Origin of the sequence: Pseudomonas fluorescens (genome assembly GCF_902498195.1) — a bacterium.
Taxonomy (GTDB): Bacteria; Pseudomonadota; Gammaproteobacteria; order Pseudomonadales; family Pseudomonadaceae; genus Aquipseudomonas; species Aquipseudomonas fluorescens_BU.
The window spans coordinates 1,039,942-1,065,166 of the sequence record NZ_CABVIY010000002.1; the positions used below are offsets into that span (position 1 = coordinate 1,039,942).

Consider the following 25,225-nt stretch of genomic DNA (forward strand, 5'->3'; position numbering starts at 1 on the left):
CCGCTCCCACATAGTTCAATGTGGGAGCGGGCTTGCTCGCGAAGACGGATTGTCGGGCGCTACAAATCTCAGCCCTTGGCCCCAGCCTCCAGCATATTCTCCGGCCGCACCCAGGCATCAAACTGCTCATCCGTCAGATACCCCAGCTGCAACGCCGCCGCGCGCAGCGTCAGCCCTTCGCTGTAAGCCTTCTTGGCAATTTCCGCCGACTTGTCATAGCCAATGTGCGGGTTCAACGCCGTCACCAGCATCAACCCCTGTTCCAGGTGTTCAGCCATTTTCCCGGCGTCCGGCTCCAGGCCGGCGATGCAATGCTGCTGGAAGTTGCTGCAGCCATCGCCCAGCAGGCGGATCGATTGCAGCAGGTTGTGGATGATCACCGGTTTGAACACGTTCAGTTGCAGGTGACCCTGGCTGGCGGCGAAACCGATGGCCACGTCGTTGCCCAAGACCTGGCACGCCAGCATCGACAGCGCTTCGCACTGCGTCGGGTTGACCTTGCCGGGCATGATCGAACTGCCCGGTTCGTTGGCCGGCAACTTCACTTCGGCGAAACCGGCACGTGGCCCGGAACCCAGCAGGCGCAGGTCGTTGGCGATTTTCATCAGGGTCACGGCGAGTGTTTTCAGCGCGCCGGACAGCGTGGTCAGCGGCTCATGCCCGGCCAGCGCGGCAAACTTGTTCGGCGCGGTGATGAACGGCAGGCCGGAAAGGGCGGCCAGCTCGGCGGCGATGGCCTCGCCGAAACCGTGGGGCGAATTCAGCCCGGTGCCGACCGCCGTACCGCCCTGGGCCAGTTCGCACACCGCCGGCAGGGCACTGCGGATCGCCCGTTCGGCGTAATCCAGTTGCGCGATGAACGCCGAGATTTCCTGGCCAAAGGTAATCGGTGTCGCGTCCATCATGTGCGTGCGCCCGGTCTTGACCAGCTTCATGTGGCGGGCCGACAGCTCGGCCAGTCCGCCCGACAATTCGCTGATCGCCGGCAGCAGATGCTGCTGCACCGCCTGGGCGGCGGCGATGTGCATGGCGGTGGGGAAGCAGTCGTTGGAACTCTGCGAGCGATTGACGTGATCGTTGGGGTGCACCGGGGACTTGCCGCCGCGCGGGTTGCCGGCCAGTTCATTGGCGCGTCCGGCGATGACTTCGTTGACGTTCATGTTGCTCTGGGTGCCGCTGCCGGTCTGCCAGACCACCAATGGGAACTGGTCGTCATGGTTGCCGTCGAGCACTTCGTCGGCCGCTTGTTCTATCAGCCGGGCGATGTCGGCGGGCAGATCGCCATTGCGGTCGTTGACCCGTGCCGCGGCTTTCTTGATCAGCGCCAGGCCGTGCAGCACTGCCAGCGGCATGCGTTCGGTGCCGATGGCAAAGTTGACCAGCGAGCGTTGCGTCTGAGCGCCCCAGTAGGCTTCTTCCGGGACTTCAACCTGGCCAAGGCTGTCGGTTTCGATACGGCTCATCGGTCACACTCCTGTAGGTCTGATTGCGCAGTTTAGGCCGTGATCGACGGCCGCGGTTCCATCGGTATGGATTCTGACCATTGAACCCCTCTAAATCAGGCGCGACAAGGCTTGGGGTTGAGTGACACACTTTTTTAGGCGCAGAATGGTCGTCCTTGGGGTTTTACCTCGCCTGCTAGAAAAGGAAACTCGATGACTCGTCTTCGTGCCATCTGTACCGCGGTTGCATTGGTTTGTGCCAGCGGCCAGGTCTTTGCCGACACCGCCAGCCACAACGCCAGTGCCGAGGCCTTCCTGACCCTGGCGCATGCTGACAAATTGGGCACGCCGGTGTACATGCAAGTGCAGCAGATGTTCGCCCAGCGCTTCCAGCAAACCAAAGCCCCGGAATCGAAAAAAGCCGTTCTGGAAACCTACCAGGCCAAGGCCAACGCCGCGCTGGACCAGGCCATTGGCTGGAACAAGCTGAAACCGGACATGGTCAAGCTCTACACCACCAACTTCACTGAATCCGAGCTCAAGGACCTGGTTGCGTTCTACCAGTCGCCACTGGGCAAGAAAGTCCTGGAAAAAATGCCGCAGCTGACCCAGCAATCGGCCCAGATGACCCAGGCCAAGCTCGAAAGCGCGGTGCCTGTTGTCAACAAATTGCTGGCTGACATGACCGCCGAGCTGGAGCCGAAAGGCGCCGCACCGGCCAAGAAAAAGCCTTAAGCGGAGTTCGGCATGACCATGCAACAACGCATCGAATCGACGCTGGGCCTGCTGCAGCCCGAGCACCTGCAAGTGCTGGATGAAAGCCACATGCACAGCCGCGGGTTGCAGACCCATTTCAAGGCCGTGGTGGTCAGTCAGCAGTTCGAAGGGCTCAATCGCGTCAAGCGCCACCAGAAAGTCTACGGCACGCTCGGCGAGCTGATGGGCGAATTCCATGCGTTGGCGCTGCATACCTACACGCCGCAGGAATGGGCGCAGATCGACGCGGCTCCGGCTTCGCCGACTTGTGCCGGTGGCGGTCATTAAAAGATCGCAGCCTTCGGCAGCTCCTACAGGAATACGCATTCCCATGTAGGAGCTGCCGCAGGCTGCGATCTTTTTGGTAGAATGCGTAACGCGCCGCTCACCCGGCGCGTTTTTTTTCGCATCCGGTTCACCCTTTGCGAGGGTAGCCACCTGGAGATTTACCCATGACACAACAGATTGTCGTGGCGGCACTGTATAAGTTCGTCACCCTGGAAGATTACGTCGCCCTGCGCGAGCCCCTGCTGCAAGCAATGGTCGACAACGGCATCAAAGGCACGCTGCTGATTGCCGAAGAAGGCATCAACGGCACCGTGTCCGGCAGCCGCGAAGGCATCGACGGGCTGTTGGCCTGGCTCAAGAACGACCCGCGCATGGACGATATCGACCACAAGGAATCGTTCTGCGACGAGCAGCCGTTCTACCGCACCAAGGTCAAGCTCAAGAAAGAAATCGTGACCCTGGGCGTCGAAGGCGTGGACCCGAACAAAAAGGTCGGCACCTACGTTGATCCGCAGGACTGGAACGCGTTGATCAACGATCCCGAAGTGTTGTTGATCGATACCCGCAACGACTACGAAGTGTCGATCGGCACCTTCGAAGGCGCGATCGATCCGAAAACCACCAGTTTTCGCGAATTTCCTGACTATATCAAAGCCAACTTCGATCCGGCCGTGCACAAGAAGGTCGCGATGTTCTGCACCGGCGGCATTCGTTGCGAAAAGGCTTCGAGCTACATGCTCAGCGAAGGCTTCGACGAGGTCTACCACCTCAAGGGCGGCATCCTGAAGTACCTCGAAGAGGTGCCTCAGGAAGAAACCAAGTGGCAGGGCGACTGCTTCGTGTTCGATAACCGTGTGACGGTTCGCCACGACCTGAGCGAAGGCGACTACGATCAATGTCATGCCTGCCGCACACCGGTCAGCGTCGAAGATCGCGCTTCCGAGCATTACGTGGCTGGCGTCAGCTGCCCGCATTGCTGGAACAGCCTGAGCGAGAAAACCCGTCGCAGTGCCATCGACCGGCAAAAGCAGATCGAACTGGCCAAGGCGCGCAACATGCCTCACCCGATCGGCTACAACTATAAGCAAGCATCCTCCGAGGCCTGAACCATGTCCGCATCCCGCCTGCTCTATGTGATGGACCCCATGTGTTCCTGGTGCTGGGGCTTTGCTCCGGTGGCCAATGCATTGGTCGAGCAGGCGGCGGCAGCCGGTGTGGACGTGCACCTGGTGGTGGGCGGTTTGCGCACCGGCAGTGGTTCGGCGCTGGAGCCGTCCACCCGCCGCTACATCCTGGAGCACTGGCAGGCCGTCACCGAGGCCACCGGCCAGCCATTCAAACTGGACGGTGCCTTGCCCGAAGGGTTCGTCTACGACACCGAACCGGCCTGCCGGGCGCTGGTGACGGCACGTGGCCTGGCGCCAGATTGCGCGTGGAAACTGCTCGGGTTGATTCAACATGCGTTTTACGCGCAAGGCCGCGATGTCACCCACGCCAGCGTTCTGGTGGAGTTGGCTGAACAGGCTGGCGTGCCGCGCATTGAATTCGCCGCCGCGTTCGATCGTGCCGATACGCACGCCGCTACCTCGGCCGATTTCACCTGGGTCCAAGACCTGGGTATAGCCGGCTTCCCTACCTTGCTGGCTGAGCGAAATGGGCAATTGGCGCTGCTGACCAATGGCTATCAACCGCTCAGTGTGTTGTCCCCGCTGCTCGGCCGCTGGCTGGAGCGCGCTGCCTGTGCATGACCTGCCTGACGATGCACCCACTGTAAAACGTGTCGACCGCTTGAGCTGGGCGGAAATCCGCCGCCTGGCCCTCCATCACAAGAAATCCCTGTGGATCGCCAATGGCGTGGCCGTGCTGGCCACCCTGTGCAGCGTCCCGATCCCGTTGCTCCTGCCGTTGCTGGTGGACGAAGTGCTGCTGGGGCATGGCGACGCCGCGTTGAAAATCATGAACCTGGCACTGCCCGAGGTCTGGCAAAAAGCCGCCGGGTACATCGGCCTGATGCTGCTGGTGACGCTGGCCCTGCGTTGCGCGGCACTGCTGTTCAACGTGGTGCAGGCGCGGTTGTTCGCCGCGTTGGCCAAGGACATCGTCTACCGCATTCGCATCCGCCTGATCGAGCGACTTAAACGCATCTCCCTCGGTGAATACGAAAGCCTGGGCAGTGGCACCGTGACTACGCACCTGGTCACCGACCTGGATACCCTGGACAAATTCGTCGGCGAAACCCTCAGTCGTTTCCTCGTGGCGATGCTGACACTGGTCGGTACCGCCGGGATCCTGATGTGGATGCACTGGAAGCTGGCGCTGCTGATTCTGTTGTTCAACCCGCTGGTGATCTACGCCACGGTGCAATTGGGCAAGCGGGTCAAGCACCTGAAGAAGCTCGAGAATGACAGCACCTCGCGCTTCACCCAGGCATTGACCGAAACCCTGGACGCGATCCAGGAAGTCCGCGCCGGTAACCGCCAGGGCTTTTTCCTTGGCCGATTGGGCCTGCGCGCCAGGGAAGTGCGCGACTACGCGGTCAGTTCGCAGTGGAAAACCGACGCGTCTAACCGCGCCAGCGGTTTGCTGTTTCAGTTCGGCATCGATATTTTTCGCGCCGCCGCCATGCTCACCGTGCTGTTTTCCGACTTGTCCATTGGCCAGATGCTCGCGGTGTTCAGCTACCTGTGGTTCATGATCGGTCCGGTGGAGCAGCTGCTGAACCTGCAATATGCCTACTACGCCGCGGGCGGTGCGCTGTCGCGAATCAACGAATTGCTGGCCCGCGCCGATGAGCCGGAGTACCCCAACGGCGTCGACCCGTTCAACGGTCGAGAGACGGTGGGTATCGAGGTCCAGGGCTTGAGTTTCGGTTACGGAGACGAGCTGGTGCTCAACCAGATGAACCTGTCCATCGCCCCAGGTGAGAAAGTCGCCATCGTCGGTGCCAGCGGTGGCGGCAAGAGCACGCTGGTGCAACTGCTGCTGGGCTTGTACACACCGCTCGCCGGGACTATCCGCTTCGGTGGCTCGACCCAGCAGGAGATCGGCCTGGAGACCGTGCGGGAAAATGTTGCCGTGGTCCTGCAACACCCGGCGCTGTTCAACGACACGGTGCGCGCCAACCTGACCATGGGCCGCGAACGCAGTGACGAAGCCTGCTGGCAGGCACTGGAAATCGCCCAGTTGCACGCCACGATCCGCGAATTGCCCAATGGCCTGGACAGCATCGTCGGGCGTTCCGGGGTGCGCCTGTCCGGTGGTCAGCGCCAGCGCCTGGCGATTGCGCGGATGGTGCTGGCCGACCCCAAGGTGGTGATCCTCGACGAAGCCACCTCTGCGCTGGACGCGGCGACTGAATATAACCTGCACCAGGCCCTGGCGCGGTTTCTGAGCCACCGCACCACGCTGATCATTGCGCACCGGTTGTCGGCGGTGAAGCAGGCCGACCGCGTGCTGGTGTTCGATGGCGGGCAAATTGCCGAAGACGGCGACCATCAGCAGTTGATCGCCGATGGCGGGTTGTACGCCAAGCTTTACGGGCATTTGCAGCAGCACTGATGGCGGTTAATGTTTGCCTCGGGTTCAGGTCCGGTGCATTGGGCGCTCAGGCTGCAGGTTTCGTACTTGCCGGGATCACGAACGCCCCCTAGTCTAGCTGTAGCGATTTCGTCCGGAAGACGATCAAGCAGTGCTAATGCAAGGGACCACATGAATCAAACGCGGACTCTCGGAACGCCACGGTTGTTGGGCATCGTCTGGCCATTTATTGCCGTCGTGCTGTTCCAGGCCTTGCTCGGTGGCGTCAGCCTTTATGTACTTTCCGCCGTTCGTGGCTACGTTGCCGGCGAAAGCCTGTGGTCCAAGGGCCAGAAAGACGCCATCTATTACCTCAATCTCTACGCCGACAGTGGCGATGAAGGGATTTTCCAGAAATACCAGACCGCCATTGCCGTGCCCCAGGGCGGGCACGAATTGCGTGTGGCGCTGGATCACCAGCCACCCGATATCGAAGCGGCACGCGCGGCGATCCTCAAGGGTGGCAACCATCCCGATGACGTCTCCAGCCTGATCTGGCTGTACCTCAATTTCCGTCATTTCAGCTACCTCGAAAAAGCCATCGACCTCTGGACCGTAGGGGACGCGTACCTGGTCAAGCTTGATGACGTTGCGCAGGACATGTACCAGCACATCACCACCAGCCCGGCATCCGATGTCGATATCCAGCGCTGGAAGGAGCAGATCTTCGCGATCAACGACGAGGTGACACCGGCGGCGAAAGCCTTCAGCGATGCCTTGGGCGAGGGGTCGCGGGTGATTCTTCGTCTGCTGCTGGTGACTAACCTCGCCACCGCCCTGGGTTTGATTGCGCTGGCCCTGATGCGCACCCATAAACTGCTCAAGCAGCGCCATGCCTTTGCCGACGCCCTGCAGCTGGAAAAGGACCGGGCACAGATCACCCTGCAATCGATCGGCGACGGGGTCATCACCACCGATGTGGCGGGCGCCATCGCCTACATGAACCCGGCGGCCGAGGCGATGACCCACTGGAAGGCGGAACAGGCGACCGGCTTGCCCCTGGCGGCGCTGTTCAATCTGTTGGACGAGAATGCGCAGACCGATGGTTTTACCCTGATCGAACGCATTTTGAGTGGCCAGCTCAGCGGTGGCAGCGAGCATTCCAAATTGATCCAGCGCCTGGACGGCAGCACGGTGTCGGTCACACTGGTGGGCGCGCCAATCCGCAATGCCGGCAAGGTCAGCGGCACCGTACTGGTCCTGCACGACATGACCCAGGAACGGCAATACATCGCCAATCTGTCCTGGCAGGCGACCCACGACGCCCTGACCGGCCTGGCCAATCGCCGGGAGTTCGAGTATCGCCTGGAACAGGCGCTGCACAACCTGACGCGGCAGCCGGGGCGCCATGCCTTGATGTTCCTCGATCTGGATCAATTCAAGTTGGTGAACGACACCTGCGGCCATGCGGCGGGTGACGAGTTGCTGCGGCATATCTGCGCATTGCTGCAATCCGGTCTGCGCGAGGGCGATACGCTGGCCCGTCTCGGCGGCGACGAGTTCGGCATTCTGTTGGAGAACTGTGGGCTGGACGCGGCGGAAAAAATTGCCGAAGGACTGCGCCAGACTGTGCAGAACCTGCACTTTGTCTGGAAGGGTCGGCCATTCGTGACAACCGTGAGTATCGGCCTGGTCCATGTGGCGCAGAACCCGACCACCCTCGAAGCCTCATTGCGTGCGGCCGACATGGCCTGCTACATGGCCAAGGAAAAGGGACGCAACCGGGTCCAGGTTTATCATCCGGACGATTCGGAGTTGTCCCTGCGCTTTGGTGAAATGGCCTGGGTGCAGCGCTTGCACATGGCGCTGGAAGAGGACCGCTTCTGCCTGTACGCCCAGGAAATCGCGCCGCTGGGCAGCACTGAGAAGGACGGTGGGCATATCGAAATCCTGTTGCGCCTGCATGATGAAGCCGGCCGCATGATCCTCCCCGACAGTTTTATCCCGGCCGCCGAACGTTATGGATTGATGACCTCCATTGACCGCTGGGTGGTGGAGCACGTTTTCCGGATCATTGCCCAGGGCATGGCCGAAAAGCGCAAAGGCCCCTTGGCGATGTGTGCGATCAATCTGTCAGGCACAACCATTGGAGACGAGGCGTTCCTCGACTTTTTGCGGGAACAGTTTGTTACGTATTCGATTCCACCTGAAATGATTTGTTTTGAAATCACTGAAACCAGCGCAATTTCCAATTTGGGTAGTGCAATTAGATTTATCAATGAGCTCAAAGGCTTAGGTTGTTACTTCTCTTTGGATGACTTTTGCGCCGGTATGTCCTCATTCGCTTATCTGAAACATTTGCCTGTAGACTTCTTGAAGATCGATGGGAGTTTCGTAAAGGATATGCTGGACGACCCGATTAACCGCGCCATGGTCGAAGTGATCAATCACATCGGTCATGTCATGGGTAAACGCACGATTGCCGAGTTTGTCGAGACACCCCAGATCGAGCAGGCATTGCTGGAGATCGGGGTGGATTACGCTCAGGGGTATGTCATAGAACGCCCGCAATTGTTTACCTGCGACAGTTTGCAAAGTCGTCCTGCCAGGCCCCAGCCTTTGTTGTTCAGGGCCCCTGGCACGTTCCGTTGAAGCCTCTTGCCGGTCATTACAATCACAATCAAAAGGAGCTCGACAGTGATCGACACATTCAACCGAACCGGACCCCTCATGGAAGCTGCAAGTTATCCTGCCTGGGCTCAGCGCCTGATCCAGGATTGCAGCGAGAGCAAGCGCCGGGTTGTCGAACACGAACTGTATCAGCGCATGCGTGACAACAAGCTCAGTGCAAAGACCATGCGTCAGTACCTGATCGGTGGCTGGCCGGTGGTCGAACAGTTCGCGTTATACATGGCACAAAACCTCACCAAGACCCGCTTTGCCCGTCATCCGGGTGAAGACATGGCGCGTCGCTGGCTGATGCGCAACATTCGCGTCGAATTGAACCATGCCGATTACTGGGTGCACTGGAGCCGGGCTCACGGTGTCAGCCTGGAGGATCTGCAGGCGCAACAGGTGGCACCGGAGCTTCACGCCTTGAGCCACTGGTGCTGGCACACAAGTTCGGCGGATTCGCTGATCGTGGGCATTGCCGCCACCAACTACGCCATTGAGGGCGCGACCGGAGAATGGTCGGCGCTGGTCTGTTCCAGCGGCGTGTACGCCGCGTCCTTCCCTGAAGAAGATCGCAAGCGCGCAATGAAGTGGCTGAAGATGCATGCGCAGTACGATGATGCGCACCCGTGGGAAGCCCTGGAAATCATCTGCACGCTGGCGGGCCTGAACCCGAGCAAAGCCTTGCAGGGGGAGCTGCGCCAGGCCGTGTGCAAAAGCTACGACTACATGTATCTGTTCCTGGAGCGATGCATGCAAATGGAGCTCGCGGAAAGAGCGCCTGTAGCCCGTGAGCGGTTGGCGCTGGCAGAGAGCTGATTCTGGGTAACACGCAATAAAAAACGGTGGGAGCGGGCTTGCTCGCGAAATCGGTCTTTCAATCAACATCATTGTTGAGTGTCAAACCCCTTTCGCGAGCAAGCCCGCTCCCACATTTGGTTTGCGGTGTTGCTGCATTCAACCCGCCATCGTCAACCGGTTGCGCCCCTCGCGCTTTGCGATGTACAGCGCATTGTCGGCGCGTCGTACCAGGCTCTCGGCCGACTCGCCGGGCAGCAGGGTCGAACAGCCAAGGCTGATGGTCAGTTCGATCGAGCGGTCGTCGGCGATGTATTGCTGCGCTTGCACCGCAAACCGCAACCGCTCACCGACCATCGCGGCGGCTTCACGGGGTGTGCTGGACAGCACGATCAGAAACTCTTCCCCGCCGAAGCGAAACACCATGTCCACGTTGCGCAACTGGTTTTTTATCGAGGCGGCGACCGCTTTGAGCACCTCATCGCCGACGCCGTGCCCGTGCGTGTCGTTGATCGACTTGAAGTGATCGATGTCCAGCATCAACAACGACAGGGGTTGCTGGTGACGACGGGAGACCTCGATCTCCCGCTCCAGCGTCTGGTCCATGGCGATGCGATTGCCGGTGTCCGTGAGCGGATCACGCAGGGCGCTTTGGGTCGCGGCACGATAGAGCAGGGTGTTGCGCATCGGGTAGAGCAGCGCGGCCAGCAGTGACTCGAGATTGCCTTGTTCCTGCTCGCTGAAACGCTGGTTGCGGCGAAACACCAGCTCACCCAGATGCTCGCCTTCATGACTGAGGATGTAGGTGATTGAGTGGTGGCCGCGCTGGCCGAACTCCAGGTGCAGGTCGCTGCTCTTGTGTTCGTAGCTCAAGGCATCGAGCGGTACGAGGCGCTGGATTTCGCGGAAGAACAAACCGAGGATACGTTGTGGCTCAAGACTGGTTTGCAGCTGCATGCTCAGTTGCTGGCGCAATTGCGCAAGGCTGACTGGCCTTTCCAGAACGGGTTGCTGCTGACCAAAGCCCAGGCGTTGCAATTTGGCGCTGTCAAAATCAATTGCGTTGGTCTGGGAAGGTGATTTCATATGGCGTGCGCCCTTGAGCAGTAAGGCTGTCTTACAAGCTGGGTGAGAGCGGCTTTGGGCTGCGCGTCATACTGGTCCGTCAGTCCCGTAGGACATTTCGTACAAGTTTAATCTGCTTTGTATAAGAAAAGGTGGCTCAAGTGCCGCGACGGCAAGTCGGCGCGGCACAAAAGCGACGTACGGCATTATTGGGCGTTGAATGCCTGGCCGTTGATACCGGTGCTGTCCGGACCCATCAGGTACAGGTAGACCGGCATGATCTCCTCGGGCGTGGGATTGTTCAGCGGGTTTTCCCCTGGGTAAGCCTGCGCACGCATGCTGGTACGTGTGGCGCCCGGGTTGATGCTGTTGGAGCGCACGGGCGCGACGGTGTCGACTTCGTCGGCCAGGGTTTGCATCAAGCCCTCGGTGGCAAACTTGGAGACGCCGTAAGCGCCCCAGTACGCGCGCCCCTTGCGCCCGACGCTGCTGGAGGTGAATACCACCGAGGCATCCTGGGACAGCTTGAGCAATGGCAGCAGGGTGCTGGTGAGCATGAACATGGCGTTGACGTTGACTTGCATCACGCGCATGAAGTTCTCGCCGGAGAGCTGCTCGATCGGCGTGCGCGGGCCAATGATCGAGGCATTGTGCAGCAAGCCGTCGAGGTGGCCGAATTCGTTCTCGATCATTGCTGCCAGCTCATCGTATTGATGGGGCAGGGCGGTTTCCAGGTTGAACGGGATCACGGCCGGTTGCGGATGACCGGCCGCTTCGATTTCGTCGTAGACCTGGGTCAGGTTGGCTTCGGTCTTGCCCAGCAGCAACACGGTCGCGCCGTGGGCGGCGTAGGTTTTGGCGGCAGCTGCGCCGATGCCACGGCCGGCGCCTGTGACGAGAATGACCCGGTCCTTGAGCAGTTCGGGGCGGGCGGAGTAATCAAACATAAAAACCTCACAAAACAGAAGACAGATCGCGGCGCGGCCAATCGCGGGCAGGCCCGCTCCCACAGGTTTTGTGGTGGATACAAAAATGTATCAACACCTCGCTCCCTGTGGGAGCGGGCTTGCGCGCGAAGGCGTCAGCATTTACGCCGCATTCCCGGAATCCGAGACCGGATCTCAGCAGCTACAGAGGGCGCTATCCAATACCTTGCGCAACTCCAGCGGATGATCGACCACCACATCCGCGCCCCAATGCCGCGGATTATCATCCGGGTGGATATAGCCGAAGGTCACGGCTGCGGTCCGGGTGCCGGCATCGCGGCCCGATTCGATGTCGCGCAGGTCATCGCCCACGAACAACACGCTGGCGGGGTCCAGGTCGAGCATCTTGCAGGCCAGGATCAATGGCTCCGGGTCCGGCTTGCTGTTCTTCACGTGATCCGGGCAGATCAGCAGTGCCGAGCGCTCGGCCAGGCCCAGTTGCTGCATGATCGGCTCGGCGAAGCGCAATGGCTTGTTGGTGACCACGCCCCAGATCAGGTTGGCCTTCTCGATGTCCGCCAGCAGTTCGCCCATGCCGTCGAACAGTTTGCTGTGGACTGCGCAACCCGCCAGGTAGCGCTCCAGGAATTCCAGGCGCAGTGCCTCGAAACCCGGCGACTCCGGGTCCATGGCGAAGGTCACCGCGACCATCGCCTTGGCGCCGCCGGAGATTTCATCGCGGATGTGTTTGTCATTCATGGGCGGCAAGCCACGGTCGGCACGCATCGCCTGACAGATCGCGATGAAGTCCGGCGCGGTGTCGAGCAGGGTGCCGTCCATGTCGAAAAGAACTGCTCTGATACGCATCGCCTTACTCCTCGCGCAGGGTCTGGATCATGTAGTTGACGTCGACGTCGGCCGCCAGTTTGTAGTGCTTGGTCAGCGGGTTGTAGGTCAGGCCGATGATGTCCTTGACGGTCAGGCCCGCCATGCGACTCCAGGCGCCGAGTTCGGAAGGGCGGATGAATTTCTTGAAATCATGGGTGCCGCGGGGCAACAGTTTCATGATGTATTCGGCGCCCACGATGGCGAACAGGTACGCCTTCGGGTTGCGGTTGATGGTGGAGAAGAATACCTGGCCGCCGGGCTTGACCATGCGGAAGCAGGCGCGGATCACCGAGGAGGGGTCCGGTACGTGCTCGAGCATTTCCAGGCAGGTGACCACGTCGAACTGCTCCGGCATTTCTTCGGCCAGGGCTTCGGCGGTGATCTGCCGGTATTCAACGTTCACCCCGGACTCCAGCTGATGCAGTTGGGCGACCGCCAGCGGTGCCTCCCCCATGTCGATGCCCGTCACGGTGGCGCCGCGCTGGGCCATGGCTTCGCTGAGGATGCCGCCGCCGCAACCGACGTCGAGGACCTTCTTGCCGGCCAGGTTGACGCGCTCGTCAATCCAGTTGACCCGCAGCGGGTTGATATCGTGTAGCGGTTTGAATTCGCTTTCGCGGTCCCACCAGCGATGGGCCAGGGCCTCGAATTTGGCGATTTCGGCGTAGTCAACGTTGCTCATGGTTTAAGTCCTCGAAAAACTTGAAAAATCCTGTTGCCCCGGAGATGAGTCCGAGGGGCTTACTATTCGGTGCGGCCGCTGATGCGCAGGCCCCAGGCCCTGGCGCTGGAGACCAGCTGCTCTTCATCCAGGCGAGTCAGTCGGCGGTCGTCAAGCAGGTGCTTGCCGGCGACCCACAGGTGTTTCACACAGTCCCGGCCGGTGGCATATATAAGCTGGGAAACCGGGTCGTAGACCGGTTGCTGGGCCAGGCCGGAGAGGTCGAAGGCCACGATGTCGGCGGCCTTGCCGATTTCCAGCGAGCCCACCTCGGCCTCGATCCCCAGGGCGCGAGCGCCGTTGAGGGTGGCCATGCGCAGCGCGCGATGGGCATCCAGCGCGGTGGCGGAGCCAGCGACGGCCTTGGCCAGCAGCGCGGCGGTGCGGGTTTCTCCCAGCAGGTCCAGGTCGTTGTTGCTGGCGGCGCCATCGGTACCCACGGCCACATTGACCCCGGCTTGCCACAAACGCTCCACCGGGCAGAAACCGCTGGCGAGCTTCAGGTTCGATTCCGGGCAATGAATGACACTGGTATTGCTTTCTACCAGCAGCGCCAGGTCTTCCTCGCTGATCTGGGTCATGTGCACGGCCTGGAAGCGCGGTCCCAGCAGGCCCAGACGAGCGAGGCGGGCCAGTGGGCGTTCGCCGCGCTGTTCAACCGATTGCTGCACTTCGAAGGCGGTTTCGTGCACGTGCATGTGGATCGAAGCGTCCAGTTCTTCGGCGATCACCCGGATTTTTTCCAGGTTTTCATCGCCCACGGTGTAGGGTGCATGGGGGCCGAAGGTGATTTTGATGCGCTCGTGGTGCTTGAGATCGCCAAACAGCTCTACGCCCTGACGAATGGCTTCGTCCGCCGTGCTGGCGCCGGGGATCGGGAAGTCGAGGATCGGAATGGCGATTTGCGCACGAATGCCGCTGTTGTGTACGCGTTCGCTGGCAACCTTCGGGAAGAAGTACATGTCAGAGAAACAGGTGATGCCGCCTTTGAGCTGCTCGGCGATAGCCAGGTCGGTGCCGTCACGCACAAAATCCTCGTCGACCCATTTGGCTTCGGCGGGCCAGATATGGTTTTCCAGCCAGGTCATCAAGGGCAGGTCATCGGCCAGGCCGCGAAACAGCGTCATCGCCGCATGCCCATGGGCATTGATCAGGCCGGGGCTGAGCAACATGTCCGGCAGTTCGCGGGTTTCGGTTGCGTTAAGCTTCAGGGCGGCGGACCGTGGGCCGATGAAAACGATGCGCCCGTCGCGGATGCCCAGGCCATGATCCTTGAGGACTACACCAGCGGGTTCGACGGGTACCAGCCAGGTCGGCAGCAATAACAGGTCGAGCGCAGCGGCAGTGTTCGGCATCGAGGGTCGGTTCCAGTGCTTTTATAAAGGATGGCGAAGTATACCCGAGCGTCTTCGCGGGGGGATCGCTATAATCGGCGGCTTTTGTTCATGAGTGCGGGGTGTGGGATGCGCGATCGACTGTTGGCTGCGGAGAAGGTGAAGGCCATCGATTGGCGTGATGGTGCCCTGTATCTGCTGGATCAGCGCATTTTGCCGTTCGAGGAAACCTGGATTGCCTACACCAGTGCCGCTGGCGTGGCCGAGGCCATTCGCTCGATGGTAGTGCGTGGCGCGCCGGCGATTGGCATCAGTGCGGCCTATGGCATCGTGCTGGCAGCCCGCGCCAGGATTGCTGAGGGGGGCGATTGGTATGCGGCGCTGGAAGAAGATTTCGCGCTGCTGGCCGACTCCCGTCCCACGGCGGTCAATCTGTTCTGGGCCCTGGGGCGGATGCACGATCGGCTCGATCGCCTGAAAAGTCAGGCGGACCCGCTGGCGGCGCTCGAAGCCGAAGCCATTGCCATTCATGAAAGTGATCGCGAAGCCAACCTGACCATGGCCCAACTGGGGGTCGACCTGATCCGCAAGCATCAGGGCAATGCCCAGGCGATCCTCACTCACTGCAATACCGGCGCACTGGCCACTGGTGGCTTCGGCACGGCGCTGGGGGTGATTCGCGGTGCCTTCATCGAGGGCATGGTCGAGCGTGTCTATGCCGACGAAACCCGTCCATGGTTGCAGGGTTCGCGGCTTACCGCCTGGGAGCTGGCCAACGAAGGCATCCCGGTGACCCTCAATGCCGACTCCGCCGCCGCTCACATTATGAAAACCAAGGGCATCACCTGGGTGATCGTGGGCGCGGACCGGATTACCGCCAATGGCGATGTGGCGAACAAGATCGGCACCTATCAACTGGCCGTCAACGCGATGCACCACGGCGTGCGTTTCATGGTGGTGGCGCCGAGTTCGACCATCGACATGCACCTGGCCAGTGGCGATGACATCCCGATTGAAGAGCGCGACGGTCGCGAGCTGCTGGAAGTCGGTGGCAAGCGGGTCGGGGCTGAGGTCGATGCGTTCAACCCGGTGTTTGACGTGACGCCTGCGGATTTGATCGATGCCATCGTTACCGAAAAAGGCATCGTCGAGCGCCCGGATACGGCGAAGATGGCGCAGTTGATGTGCCGTAAGCGTCTGCATTGACGCTTTGTTGCGTCTGAAAAATCGCCTTCGCGAGCAAGCTCGCTCCCACATTGGACCGAGTGCACCCATCCAATGTGGGAGCGGGCTTGCTCGCGAAGGGGGCCTAAAGTCAACAAACAGCCGTCATCCGACCCCAAAAACTGCATTCAACACGGCTCTAAGCCTCTCTGGTCCCCTTCAAGCCTGCCACCAGTCAACTAACTACACTCCATGCGCATCAGGGGGATAGGTGCGTGGCGGCTCTTGTGATAACATCCGGCGGTTTCCAGGGTTGTCCGATGGGGCGACCTTTACTGCGCAGATCCATGGCATAACTCGTTGATTTGTCGTAAGTCGGTGCATGGCACTCAGCCTGCAGCGGCGAGCTTCGTTCGTCCCATATGGATGTGACGGAGTTTCACCAGAAAAAGGAATCAGGCTTCTCATGGGCGAACTGGCCAAAGAAATCCTCCCGGTCAATATCGAAGACGAGCTGAAGCAGTCCTACCTCGACTACGCGATGAGCGTAATTGTCGGTCGGGCACTGCCGGATGCGCGCGATGGCTTGAAGCCCGTGCACCGGCGTGTGCTGTTCGCGATGAGCGAGCTGGGTAACGACTTCAACAAGCCGTACAAGAAATCTGCCCGTGTTGTCGGTGACGTGATCGGTAAGTATCACCCGCACGGTGATACCGCGGTGTACGACACCATCGTTCGGATGGCGCAGCCATTCTCGCTGCGCTACCTGCTGGTCGACGGTCAGGGCAACTTCGGTTCGGTGGACGGCGACAACGCCGCGGCCATGCGATACACCGAAGTGCGCATGACCAAGCTGGCGCACGAGCTGCTGGCTGACCTGCACAAGGAAACCGTGGACTGGGTGCCGAACTACGACGGCACCGAAATGATCCCGGCGGTCATGCCGACCCGTATTCCCAACCTGTTGGTCAACGGCTCCAGCGGTATCGCCGTGGGCATGGCGACCAACATCCCGCCGCACAACCTCGGTGAAGTCATCGACGGTTGCCTGGCGCTCATCGACAACCCCGAGCTGACCGTCGACGAGCTGATGCAATACATCCCCGGTCCGGACTTCCCGACCGCCGCGATCATCAACGGTCGCGCCGGCATCATCGAAGCCTACCGCACCGGTCGCGGCCGCATTTACATGCGCGCCCGCTCGACGATCGAAGACATCGACAAGGTCGGTGGCCGCCAGCAGATCGTCATCACCGAACTCCCTTACCAGCTGAACAAGGCCCGTCTGATCGAGAAGATCGCCGAGCTGGTCAAGGAGAAGAAACTCGAAGGCATCACCGAGCTGCGCGACGAGTCCGACAAGGACGGTATGCGCGTCGTGATCGAGCTGCGTCGCGGCGAAGTGCCTGAGGTCATCCTCAACAACCTCTACGCCCAGACCCAGCTGCAAGCGGTGTTCGGTATCAACATCGTCGCGCTGATCGACGGCCGTCCGCGGATCCTGAACCTCAAGGACCTGCTGGAAGCCTTCGTTCGTCACCGCCGCGAAGTCGTGACCCGTCGTACCGTGTTCGAACTGCGCAAGGCGCGCGAGCGCGGTCACATCCTGGAAGGCCAGGCCGTCGCCCTGTCGAACATCGACCCGGTCATCGCCCTGATCAAGGCCTCGCCAACCCCGTCGGAAGCCAAGGAAGCGCTGGTCAGCACTCCGTGGGAATCCTCTGCGGTGGTTGCGATGGTCGAGCGCGCCGGTGCTGACTCTTGCCGTCCAGAGACCCTGGACCCGCAATACGGCCTGCGTGAAGGCAAGTACTTCCTGTCGCCAGAGCAGGCGCAAGCCATTCTGGAACTGCGTCTGCACCGCCTGACCGGCCTGGAACACGAAAAGCTGCTGGCCGAGTATCAAGAGATCCTCAACCAGATCGGCGAGCTGATCCGCATCCTCAACAGCGCCACGCGCCTGATGGAAGTGATCCGCGAAGAGCTGGAAGTGATCCGTGCCGAATACGGCGACGTGCGCCGCACCGAGATCCTCGATGCCCGTCTCGACCTGACCCTGGGTGACATGATCCCGGAAGAAGAGCGCGTCGTGACCATTTCCCACGGTGGCTATGCCAAGACCCAGCCGCTGGCTGCGTACCAGGCCCAGCGTCGTGGCGGTAAAGGCAAGTCAGCGACCGGCGTCAAGGATGAGGACTACATCGCTCACCTGCTGGTTGCCAACAGCCACACCACGCTGCTGCTGTTCTCCAGCAAGGGCAAGGTGTACTGGCTGAAAACCTACGAAATCCCTGAAGCATCGCGCGCGGCCCGTGGTCGTCCGCTGGTCAACCTGCTGCCGCTGGATGACGGTGAATACATCACCACCATGCTGCCGGTCGAGGAATACACCGAAGGTCACTACATCTTCATGGCCACCGCCAACGGCACCGTGAAGAAGACCCCGCTGGAATCCTTCAGCCGTCAACGCAGCGTTGGTCTGATCGCGCTGGAGCTGGACGAAGGCGACGTGCTGATTTCGGCTGCCATCACCGATGGCGAGCGTGAAGTCATGCTGTTCTCCGATGGCGGCAAGGTCACGCGCTTCAAGGAATCCGACGTTCGCGCCATGGGCCGTACCGCCCGCGGTGTTCGCGGCATGCGTCTGCCGGAAGGCCAGAAGCTGATTTCCATGCTGATCCCGGAAGAAGGCAGCCAGATCCTCACCGCGTCCGAGCGTGGCTATGGCAAGCGTACGGCGATCACCGAGTTCCCTGAGTACAAGCGTGGCGGTCAGGGCGTAATCGCCATGGTCAGCAACGAGCGTAACGGCCGTCTGGTCGGCGCGGTCCAGGTGCTCGACGGTGAGGAAATCATGCTGATTTCCGACCAGGGCACCCTGGTTCGTACCCGCGTCGACGAAGTCTCCAGCCTGGGTCGTAACACCCAGGGCGTGACCCTGATCAAACTGGCCAAGGATGAAACCCTGGTCGGCCTTGAGCGGGTCCAGGAGCCGTCGGAAGTCGAGGGTGAGGACTTTGAAGGTGAAGAGGGTGCGGTGTTCGAGGGCGAAGTCGTGATCGACGACGCCGCAGAAGACCAGCAACTCGACGCCGCCGCTGACGAAGAACCACAAGAGTAAGTGGACACGAGGGGGCGGATGAAAATTCGCCCCCTTGTTGTTTGTCCTCCGGAAACTGTGGAATTGTTTTTTTGGTAGGAGCTGTCGAGTGAAGCGAGGCTGCGATCTCTTGATCTGGCCTTTGCTTCTTCTTCAGCACTAAAAGATCGCAGCCTCGCTTCGCTCGACAGCTCCTACAGATTGATAGCGTGATACCACCAAGAGCGAGATTGGATGTGAGCAAGAGAGCCTATAACTTCTGCGCCGGTCCTGCGGCGCTTCCCGAAGCTGTCCTGCAGCGCGCCCAGGGTGAACTCCTTGACTGGCACGGCAAGGGCCTGTCGGTCATGGAAATGAGCCATCGCAGTGATGAGTTCGTGTCCATTGCGACCAAGGCCGAGCAGGATCTGCGTGATCTGCTGAATATCCCCTCGAACTACAAAGTACTGTTCCTGCAAGGTGGCGCCAGCCAGCAGTTTGCCCAGATTCCGCTGAACCTGTTGCCGGAAAACGGCACCGCCGACTATATCGACACCGGTATCTGGTCGCAGAAAGCCATCGAGGAGGCCTCGCGTTACGGCCACGTCAATGTCGCCGCGACTGCGAAGCCTTATGACTATTTCGCCATCCCTGGCCAGAACGAATGGAAGCTGTCCAAGGACGCTGCCTACGTTCACTACGCGCCGAACGAAACCATCGGCGGCCTGGAGTTCCAGTGGATTCCGCAAACCGGTGACGTACCGCTGGTGGCCGACATGTCCTCGGACATTCTCTCGCGTCCGGTGGATGTCTCGCGCTTCGGCATGATCTACGCCGGCGCCCAGAAAAACATCGGCCCGAGCGGCATCGTGGTGAACATCGTTCGTGAAGACCTGCTGGGTCGCGCCCGTTCCCTGTGCCCGACCATGCTCGACTACAAGGTCGCGGCCGATAACGGCTCGATGTACAACACCCCGCCAACCCTGGCCTGGTACCTGTCCGGCCTGGTGTTCGAGTGGCTCAAGGAGCAGGGCGGCGTCGAAGCCATCGGCAAGCTCAATGAAGTGAAGCAGCGCACTTTGTATGAGTTCATCGACGCCAGCGGCCTCTACAGCAACCCGATCAACAAGTCGGACCGCTCGTGGATGAACGTGCCGTTCCGCCTCGCGGACGACCGCCTGGACAAGCCGTTCCTGGCCGGCGCCGAAGAGCGCAGCCTGCTGAACCTCAAGGGCCACCGTTCCGTGGGTGGCATGCGCGCCTCCATTTATAACGCCGTCGACATCAACGCGATCAACGCGCTGGTGGCCTACATGGCAGAGTTCGAGAAGGAACACGGCTAATGTCTGAGCAAGAACTCAAGGCACTGCGCGTTCGCATTGACGCTCTGGACACCAAGGTCCTGGAGCTGATCAGTGAGCGTGCGCGCTGCGCCCAGGAAGTCGCGCGGGTAAAGATGGCCTCGCTGGCCGAAGGCGAAGTGCCGGTGTTCTATCGTCCCGAGCGTGAAGCTCAGGTGCTCAAGCGTGTCATGGAGCGCAACCAGGGGCCGCTGGGCAACGAAGAGATGGCGCGGCTGTTCCGCGAAATCATGTCGTCGTGCCTGGCACTGGAGCAGCCGCTGAAAGTGGCTTATCTCGGTCCTGAGGGTACGTTTACCCAGGCTGCGGCCATGAAACACTTCGGTCACGCCGTGATCAGCAAGCCGATGGCAGCGATTGACGAAGTGTTCCGCGAAGTGGCGGCCGGTGCGGTGAACTTTGGCGTGGTCCCGGTGGAAAACTCCACTGAAGGCGCGGTCAACCACACTCTCGACAGCTTCCTCGAACACGACATGGTGATCTGTGGCGAAGTCGAGTTGCGCATCCACCATCACCTGTTGGTCGGTGAAAACACCAAGACCGACAGCATCAGTCGCATCTACTCCCACGCCCAGTCCCTGGCCCAGTGCCGCAAGTGGCTGGATGCGCATTACCCGAATGTCGAGCGCGTGGCGGTGTCCAGCAACGCCGAAGCCGCCAAGCGGGTCAAGGGCGAGTGGAACTCGGCGGCGATTGCCGGCGACATGGCGGCCGGCCTGTACGGCTTGACCCGTCTGGCCGAGAAAATCGAGGACCGTCCGGACAACTCCACGCGGTTCCTCATGATCGGCAACCAGGAAGTGCCGCCGACCGGCGACGACAAGACCTCGATCATCGTTTCGATGAGCAACAAGCCGGGCGCGCTTCACGAGTTGCTGGTGCCGTTCCACGACAATGGCATCGACCTCACGCGTATCGAGACTCGTCCGTCGCGCAGCGGTAAATGGACCTACGTGTTCTTCATCGATTTTGTCGGCCACCACCGCGATCCGCTGGTAAAAGGTGTGCTGGAAAAGATCAGTCAGGAAGCAGTAGCACTCAAAGTGCTGGGTTCCTACCCGAAAGCAGTTCTCTAAGGGCGGTAGCAAATGAGTGGCAATTTCCTCGCTCTGGCACAGCCGGGCGTGCAACAACTTTCGCCTTACGTTCCGGGCAAACCCGTGGACGAACTGGCGCGCGAGCTGAATATCGATCCGGCCAGTATCGTCAAACTGGCAAGTAACGAAAATCCGCTCGGCGCCAGTCCCAAGGCGCTGGCGGCCATCCGTGAAGAGCTGGCAGAGCTGACCCGCTATCCGGACGGCAACGGTTTTGCGCTCAAGACCCTGTTGGCCGAACAGTGCCGTGTCGAGCTGAATCAGGTGACGTTGGGCAATGGCTCCAATGACATTCTGGAACTGGTAGCGCGCGCCTATCTGGCGCCGGGCCTCAATGCGGTGTTCAGCGAGCACGCGTTTGCGGTCTACCCGATCGTGACTCAGGCGGTAGGTGCCCAGGCCAAGGTGATTCCGGCCAAGGCGTGGGGCCACGATCTGCCGGCCATGCTGGCGGCCATCGACGCCAATACCCGCGTGGTATTCATCGCCAACCCGAACAACCCGACCGGTACCTGGTTCGATACCGAGGCGCTGGACGAATTCCTGCAGGATGTTCCCGAGCATGTGCTGGTGGTGCTGGACGAGGCGTACATCGAGTACGCCGAAGGCAGCGACTTGCCGGACGGCCTGGACTTCCTCGCGGCTTACCCGAACCTGCTGGTTTCGCGCACCTTTTCCAAGGCCTATGGCCTGGCGGCGTTGCGGGTCGGTTACGGCTTGTCCACCGCAGTGGTCGCCGATGTGCTAAACCGCGTGCGTCAGCCCTTTAACGTCAACAGCCTGGCCCTTGCCGCCGCCTGCGCCGCGTTGCAGGACGCCGAGTACCTGGCTGAAAGCCGTCGCCTGAACGAAGCCGGCATGCAGCAGCTGGAAGCGGGTTTCCGTGAGCTGGGGCTGAGCTGGATTCCTTCCAAAGGCAACTTCATCTGCGTTGATGTCGGACGTGAAGCGGCGCCGGTCTTCCAGGGGTTGTTGCGCGAAGGCGTGATCGTGCGTCCGGTGGCCAACTATGGCTTGCCGAACCACTTGCGCATCACCATCGGTCTGCCGGCTGAAAACAGTCGCTTCCTTGAGGCGCTGACCAAGGTCCTGGCTCGTGGTTGATGTCACTGCACTGCAATCTGCTGAACCTATGATCGGGCGCCTGGTGGTGGTCGGTCTGGGATTGATCGGTGGTTCGTTTGCCAAGGGATTGCGTGAAAGTGGCCTTTGCCGCGAAGTGGTGGGGGTCGACCTGGACCCGCAGTCACGCAAACTGGCGGTCGAGCTGGGCGTGGTTGATCGCTGTGAAGATGACCTGGATGCCGCATGCCAGGGCGCGGACGTGATTCAACTGGCCGTGCCGATCCTCGCCATGGAAAAACTGCTCGCCCGACTGGCGGGCATGGATCTGGGTGAGGCGATTCTGACCGACGTCGGCAGTGCCAAGGGCAACGTCGTGCGCGCCGCTACCGAAGCGTTCGGCGGTATGCCGGCTCGCTTCGTACCGGGCCACCCGATTGCCGGGTCCGAGCAGAGCGGGGTTGAAGCCTCCAATGCCGAGTTGTTCCGTCGCCATAAAGTGATTCTGACGCCGCTGGATCAGACCGATTCGGCAGCACTTGCAGTGGTCGACCGCTTGTGGCGCGAATTGGGTGCAGATGTCGAGCACATGCAGGTCGAGCGTCATGACGAAGTATTGGCTGCAACCAGCCATTTGCCGCACCTGCTGGCGTTCGGTTTGGTCGATTCACTGGCCAAGCGCAATGAAAACCTTGAGATCTTCCGCTACGCTGCGGGCGGTTTCCGCGATTTCACAAGAATCGCCGGAAGCGACCCGGTGATGTGGCATGACATCTTCCTCGCCAACCGCGAAGCTGTCCTGCGCACACTCGATACATTTCGCAGCGACCTCGACGCCTTGCGCGACGCGGTCGATGCAGGGGATGGGCACCAATTGTTGGGCGTTTTCACTCGCGCCCGGGTTGCCCGCGAGCATTTCAGTAAAATCCTGGCCCGCAGGGCCTATGTGGACGCTATGAATTCCAACGATCTGATTTTCCTGGCTCAACCTGGTGGCCGCCTGTCCGGTCGGATTCGCGTACCGGGTGACAAATCGATTTCCCACCGTTCGATCATGCTTGGCTCCCTCGCCGAGGGCGTCACTGAAGTGGAAGGTTTCCTTGAGGGCGAAGACGCCCTGGCAACGCTTCAGGCTTTCCGTGACATGGGCGTCGTCATCGAAGGGCCACACCACGGCCGCGTCACCATTCACGGCGTCGGCCTGCATGGCTTGAAGCCTGCGCCGGGTCCGATCTACCTGGGTAACTCGGGCACTTCGATGCGTCTGCTGTCCGGCCTGCTGGCCGCGCAGAGCTTCGACAGCACCTTGACCGGCGACGCTTCGCTGTCCAAGCGTCCGATGAATCGCGTAGCCAACCCGCTGCGTGAAATGGGTGCCGTGATCGAGACGGCCGCCGAGGGCCGTCCACCGATGATCATTCGTGGCGGGAACAAGCTCAAGGGTCTGACCTACACCATGCCGATGGCCAGTGCCCAGGTGAAGTCCTGCCTGCTGCTGGCGGGTCTGTACGCGGAAGGCAAGACCACCGTGACCGAGCCGGCCCCAACCCGTGACCACACCGAGCGCATGCTGCGCGGTTTCGGTTACCCGGTCAGCGTCAATGGCGCGACGGCGTCGGTCGAATCCGGCAGCAAGCTGACCGCAACCCATATCGAAGTGCCGGGCGATATCTCGTCCTCGGCGTTCTTCCTGGTAGCCGCCTCGATCGCCGAAGGCTCGGAGCTGGTGCTCGAGCACGTCGGTATCAACCCGACCCGTACCGGGGTAATCGACATCCTGCGCCTGATGGGCGCTGACATCACCCTGGAAAACCAGCGTGAAGTCGGTGGCGAGCCCGTGGCTGACCTGCGCGTGCGTGCAGCTAAACTCAAAGGTATCGAGATTCCCGAAGAGCTGGTTCCGTTGGCCATCGACGAATTTCCGGTGCTGTTCGTCGCCGCTGCCTGTGCTGAAGGGCGAACCGTGCTGCGTGGCGCTGAGGAGTTGCGCGTCAAGGAGTCGGACCGTATCCAGGTCATGGCTGATGGCTTGCTGGCCTTGGGCGTCAAATGTGAACCGACGCCGGACGGCATCATTATCGATGGTGGCCTGATCGGTGGTGGCGAAGTGCACGGTCACGGCGATCACCGCATTTCCATGGCGTTCAGCGTTGCTTCGCTGCGTGCCACTGCGCCGATCCGCATCCATGATTGCGCCAACGTTGCGACGTCGTTCCCCAACTTCCTCGCGCTGTGCGCGCAGGTTGGCATCCGCGTTGCCCAAGAGGCTCAGTCGTGAAAAACATTGCACCGGTCATCACCATTGATGGGCCAAGCGGCTCCGGAAAAGGCACTGTTGCCGGGATTCTGGCCAAACGCCTGGGCTGGAACCTGCTGGATTCCGGTGCGCTTTACCGTTTGCTGGCTTTTGCCGCGCACAACCATGGTGTCGACCTCACCAATGAAGAGCTGCTGAAAAAACTGGCCGCTCATCTGGATGTGCAATTCATAGCGGCGACCGACGGTCAGCTGCAGCGCATCATTCTCGAAGGTGACGAAGTCAGCGACGTCATCCGCACGGAAAGTGTCGGCTCCGGAGCCTCCCAGGTGGCTGCGCTGCCCGCTGTACGCGAGGCGCTGTTGCAACGGCAACGTGCTTTTCAGGAAGCGCCAGGCCTGGTGGCCGATGGTCGCGACATGGGCACGGTGGTTTTTCCGGATGCGCCGCTGAAGATTTTCCTCACGGCGAGTGCCGAGGAGCGGGCACGCCGTCGATACTTGCAGTTGAAGGGCAAAGTCGATGGTGTTAGTCTGTCGAGTCTGCTAGATGAGATACGTGCACGCGATGAGCGTGACACCCAGCGAGCGGTAGCCCCGCTCAAGCCGGCGGCTGACGCCATACAGCTGGATTCCACGGAATTGTCCATCGATCAGGTGCTGGAACGCATCATGAGCGAGATCGCCATTCGCGATATCGCCGGGTGACCAAGAGGGCCGCAGGGGACCAGTCATAGTCCTGTGGCGCTTCTTTTAAATGAAACTAACCCACATCGTCTGGGATGTGGAGATGGGCGTA

The 25,225-nt window shown here is 60.9% G+C and carries 20 protein-coding genes; 14 read left to right on the forward strand and 6 right to left on the reverse strand.

All coding sequences use genetic code 11. The features are described from left to right. Positions 1-68 precede the first annotated feature (68 nt). Positions 69-1,463: a class II fumarate hydratase gene (locus F8N66_RS10335; RefSeq protein ID WP_150770056.1), complete on the reverse strand. Its 1,395-nt coding sequence runs from the start codon at positions 1,461-1,463 to the stop codon at positions 69-71. A 192-nt stretch (positions 1,464-1,655) separates the two neighbouring features. Here F8N66_RS10335 and F8N66_RS10340 point away from each other — a divergent pair, with 192 nt between their 5' ends. The 7 genes from F8N66_RS10340 to F8N66_RS10370 all read left to right on the forward strand — a co-directional run bounded on the left by F8N66_RS10340 (position 1,656) and on the right by F8N66_RS10370 (position 9,494). Further along, positions 1,656-2,177: a DUF2059 domain-containing protein gene (locus F8N66_RS10340; RefSeq protein WP_150770057.1), complete on the forward strand. Its 522-nt coding sequence runs from the start codon at positions 1,656-1,658 to the stop codon at positions 2,175-2,177. Between the two features lie 12 nt (positions 2,178-2,189). Next, a complete protein-coding gene (locus F8N66_RS10345) occupies positions 2,190-2,486 on the forward strand; it encodes a BolA family protein (protein ID WP_150770058.1) in 297 nt (98 codons plus the stop codon). Between the two features lie 164 nt (positions 2,487-2,650). Beyond that, entirely contained in the window at positions 2,651-3,592 is a 942-nt protein-coding gene (locus F8N66_RS10350) for a rhodanese-related sulfurtransferase (RefSeq protein WP_150770059.1), read from the forward strand. Positions 3,593-3,595: 3 nt separating this feature from the next. After that, a complete protein-coding gene (locus F8N66_RS10355) occupies positions 3,596-4,234 on the forward strand; it encodes a DsbA family protein (RefSeq protein WP_150770060.1) in 639 nt (212 codons plus the stop codon). Next, a complete protein-coding gene (locus F8N66_RS10360) occupies positions 4,227-6,044 on the forward strand; it encodes an ABC transporter ATP-binding protein (RefSeq protein ID WP_150770061.1) in 1,818 nt (605 codons plus the stop codon). The genes F8N66_RS10355 and F8N66_RS10360 overlap by 8 nt, the downstream gene beginning before the upstream one ends. Before the next feature lie 150 nt (positions 6,045-6,194). Next, positions 6,195-8,654 carry an EAL domain-containing protein gene (locus tag F8N66_RS10365; protein ID WP_150770062.1) on the forward strand — a complete coding sequence of 820 codons (2,460 nt, stop codon included), beginning with the start codon at positions 6,195-6,197 and terminating at the stop codon, positions 8,652-8,654. A 78-nt stretch (positions 8,655-8,732) separates the two neighbouring features. Then, the gene (locus F8N66_RS10370; protein WP_412070726.1) at positions 8,733-9,494 is read left to right on the forward strand and encodes a TenA family transcriptional regulator; all 762 of its coding nucleotides are present in this window, start codon (positions 8,733-8,735) and stop codon (positions 9,492-9,494) included. Positions 9,495-9,632: 138 nt separating this feature from the next. Here F8N66_RS10370 and F8N66_RS10380 read toward each other — a convergent pair whose 3' ends face one another. The 5 genes from F8N66_RS10380 to F8N66_RS10400 all read right to left on the reverse strand — a co-directional run bounded on the left by F8N66_RS10380 (position 9,633) and on the right by F8N66_RS10400 (position 14,428). After that, positions 9,633-10,559, reverse strand: a complete 927-nt coding sequence (locus tag F8N66_RS10380; RefSeq protein ID WP_150770064.1) for a GGDEF domain-containing protein — start codon at positions 10,557-10,559, stop codon at positions 9,633-9,635. Between the two features lie 185 nt (positions 10,560-10,744). Continuing rightward, positions 10,745-11,485, reverse strand: coding sequence for a YciK family oxidoreductase (locus F8N66_RS10385; protein ID WP_015093975.1), 741 nt, complete (start codon positions 11,483-11,485; stop codon positions 10,745-10,747). 174 nt (positions 11,486-11,659) lie between these two features. Continuing rightward, on the reverse strand, positions 11,660-12,331 hold the full coding sequence (gene mupP / locus F8N66_RS10390) for an N-acetylmuramic acid 6-phosphate phosphatase MupP (protein ID WP_150770065.1): 672 nt from the start codon (positions 12,329-12,331) through the stop codon (positions 11,660-11,662). 4 nt (positions 12,332-12,335) lie between these two features. Then, positions 12,336-13,034 carry a bifunctional 2-polyprenyl-6-hydroxyphenol methylase/3-demethylubiquinol 3-O-methyltransferase UbiG gene (gene ubiG, locus F8N66_RS10395; RefSeq protein WP_007973655.1) on the reverse strand — a complete coding sequence of 233 codons (699 nt, stop codon included), beginning with the start codon at positions 13,032-13,034 and terminating at the stop codon, positions 12,336-12,338. A 62-nt stretch (positions 13,035-13,096) separates the two neighbouring features. Beyond that, entirely contained in the window at positions 13,097-14,428 is a 1,332-nt protein-coding gene (locus tag F8N66_RS10400; protein WP_150770066.1) for a TRZ/ATZ family hydrolase, read from the reverse strand. Positions 14,429-14,536: 108 nt separating this feature from the next. Between F8N66_RS10400 and mtnA the strand changes: the two genes are divergently transcribed. The 7 genes from mtnA (at position 14,537) to cmk (ending at position 25,134) form a co-directional block, all read left to right on the forward strand. Then, a complete protein-coding gene (mtnA, locus tag F8N66_RS10405; protein ID WP_150770067.1) occupies positions 14,537-15,613 on the forward strand; it encodes an S-methyl-5-thioribose-1-phosphate isomerase in 1,077 nt (358 codons plus the stop codon). A gap of 424 nt (positions 15,614-16,037) precedes the next feature. Next, a complete protein-coding gene (gene gyrA / locus F8N66_RS10410) occupies positions 16,038-18,692 on the forward strand; it encodes a DNA gyrase subunit A (RefSeq protein ID WP_150770068.1) in 2,655 nt (884 codons plus the stop codon). Positions 18,693-18,907: 215 nt separating this feature from the next. Continuing rightward, positions 18,908-19,993: a 3-phosphoserine/phosphohydroxythreonine transaminase gene (gene serC / locus F8N66_RS10415; protein ID WP_150770069.1), complete on the forward strand. Its 1,086-nt coding sequence runs from the start codon at positions 18,908-18,910 to the stop codon at positions 19,991-19,993. After that, positions 19,993-21,087 carry a prephenate dehydratase gene (pheA, locus tag F8N66_RS10420; RefSeq protein WP_027620100.1) on the forward strand — a complete coding sequence of 365 codons (1,095 nt, stop codon included), beginning with the start codon at positions 19,993-19,995 and terminating at the stop codon, positions 21,085-21,087. Before serC ends, pheA begins: the two co-directional genes overlap by 1 nt. Positions 21,088-21,099: 12 nt before the next feature. Then, positions 21,100-22,212 (forward strand): histidinol-phosphate transaminase, encoded by a 1,113-nt coding sequence (gene hisC, locus F8N66_RS10425; RefSeq protein ID WP_150770070.1) that lies wholly within the window; start codon positions 21,100-21,102, stop codon positions 22,210-22,212. Between the two features lie 28 nt (positions 22,213-22,240). Beyond that, positions 22,241-24,448, forward strand: a complete 2,208-nt coding sequence (locus tag F8N66_RS10430) for a bifunctional prephenate dehydrogenase/3-phosphoshikimate 1-carboxyvinyltransferase (protein WP_263597735.1) — start codon at positions 22,241-22,243, stop codon at positions 24,446-24,448. Further along, on the forward strand, positions 24,445-25,134 hold the full coding sequence (gene cmk / locus F8N66_RS10435) for a (d)CMP kinase (protein ID WP_077047283.1): 690 nt from the start codon (positions 24,445-24,447) through the stop codon (positions 25,132-25,134). Before F8N66_RS10430 ends, cmk begins: the two co-directional genes overlap by 4 nt. Positions 25,135-25,225: the final 91 nt, after the last annotated feature.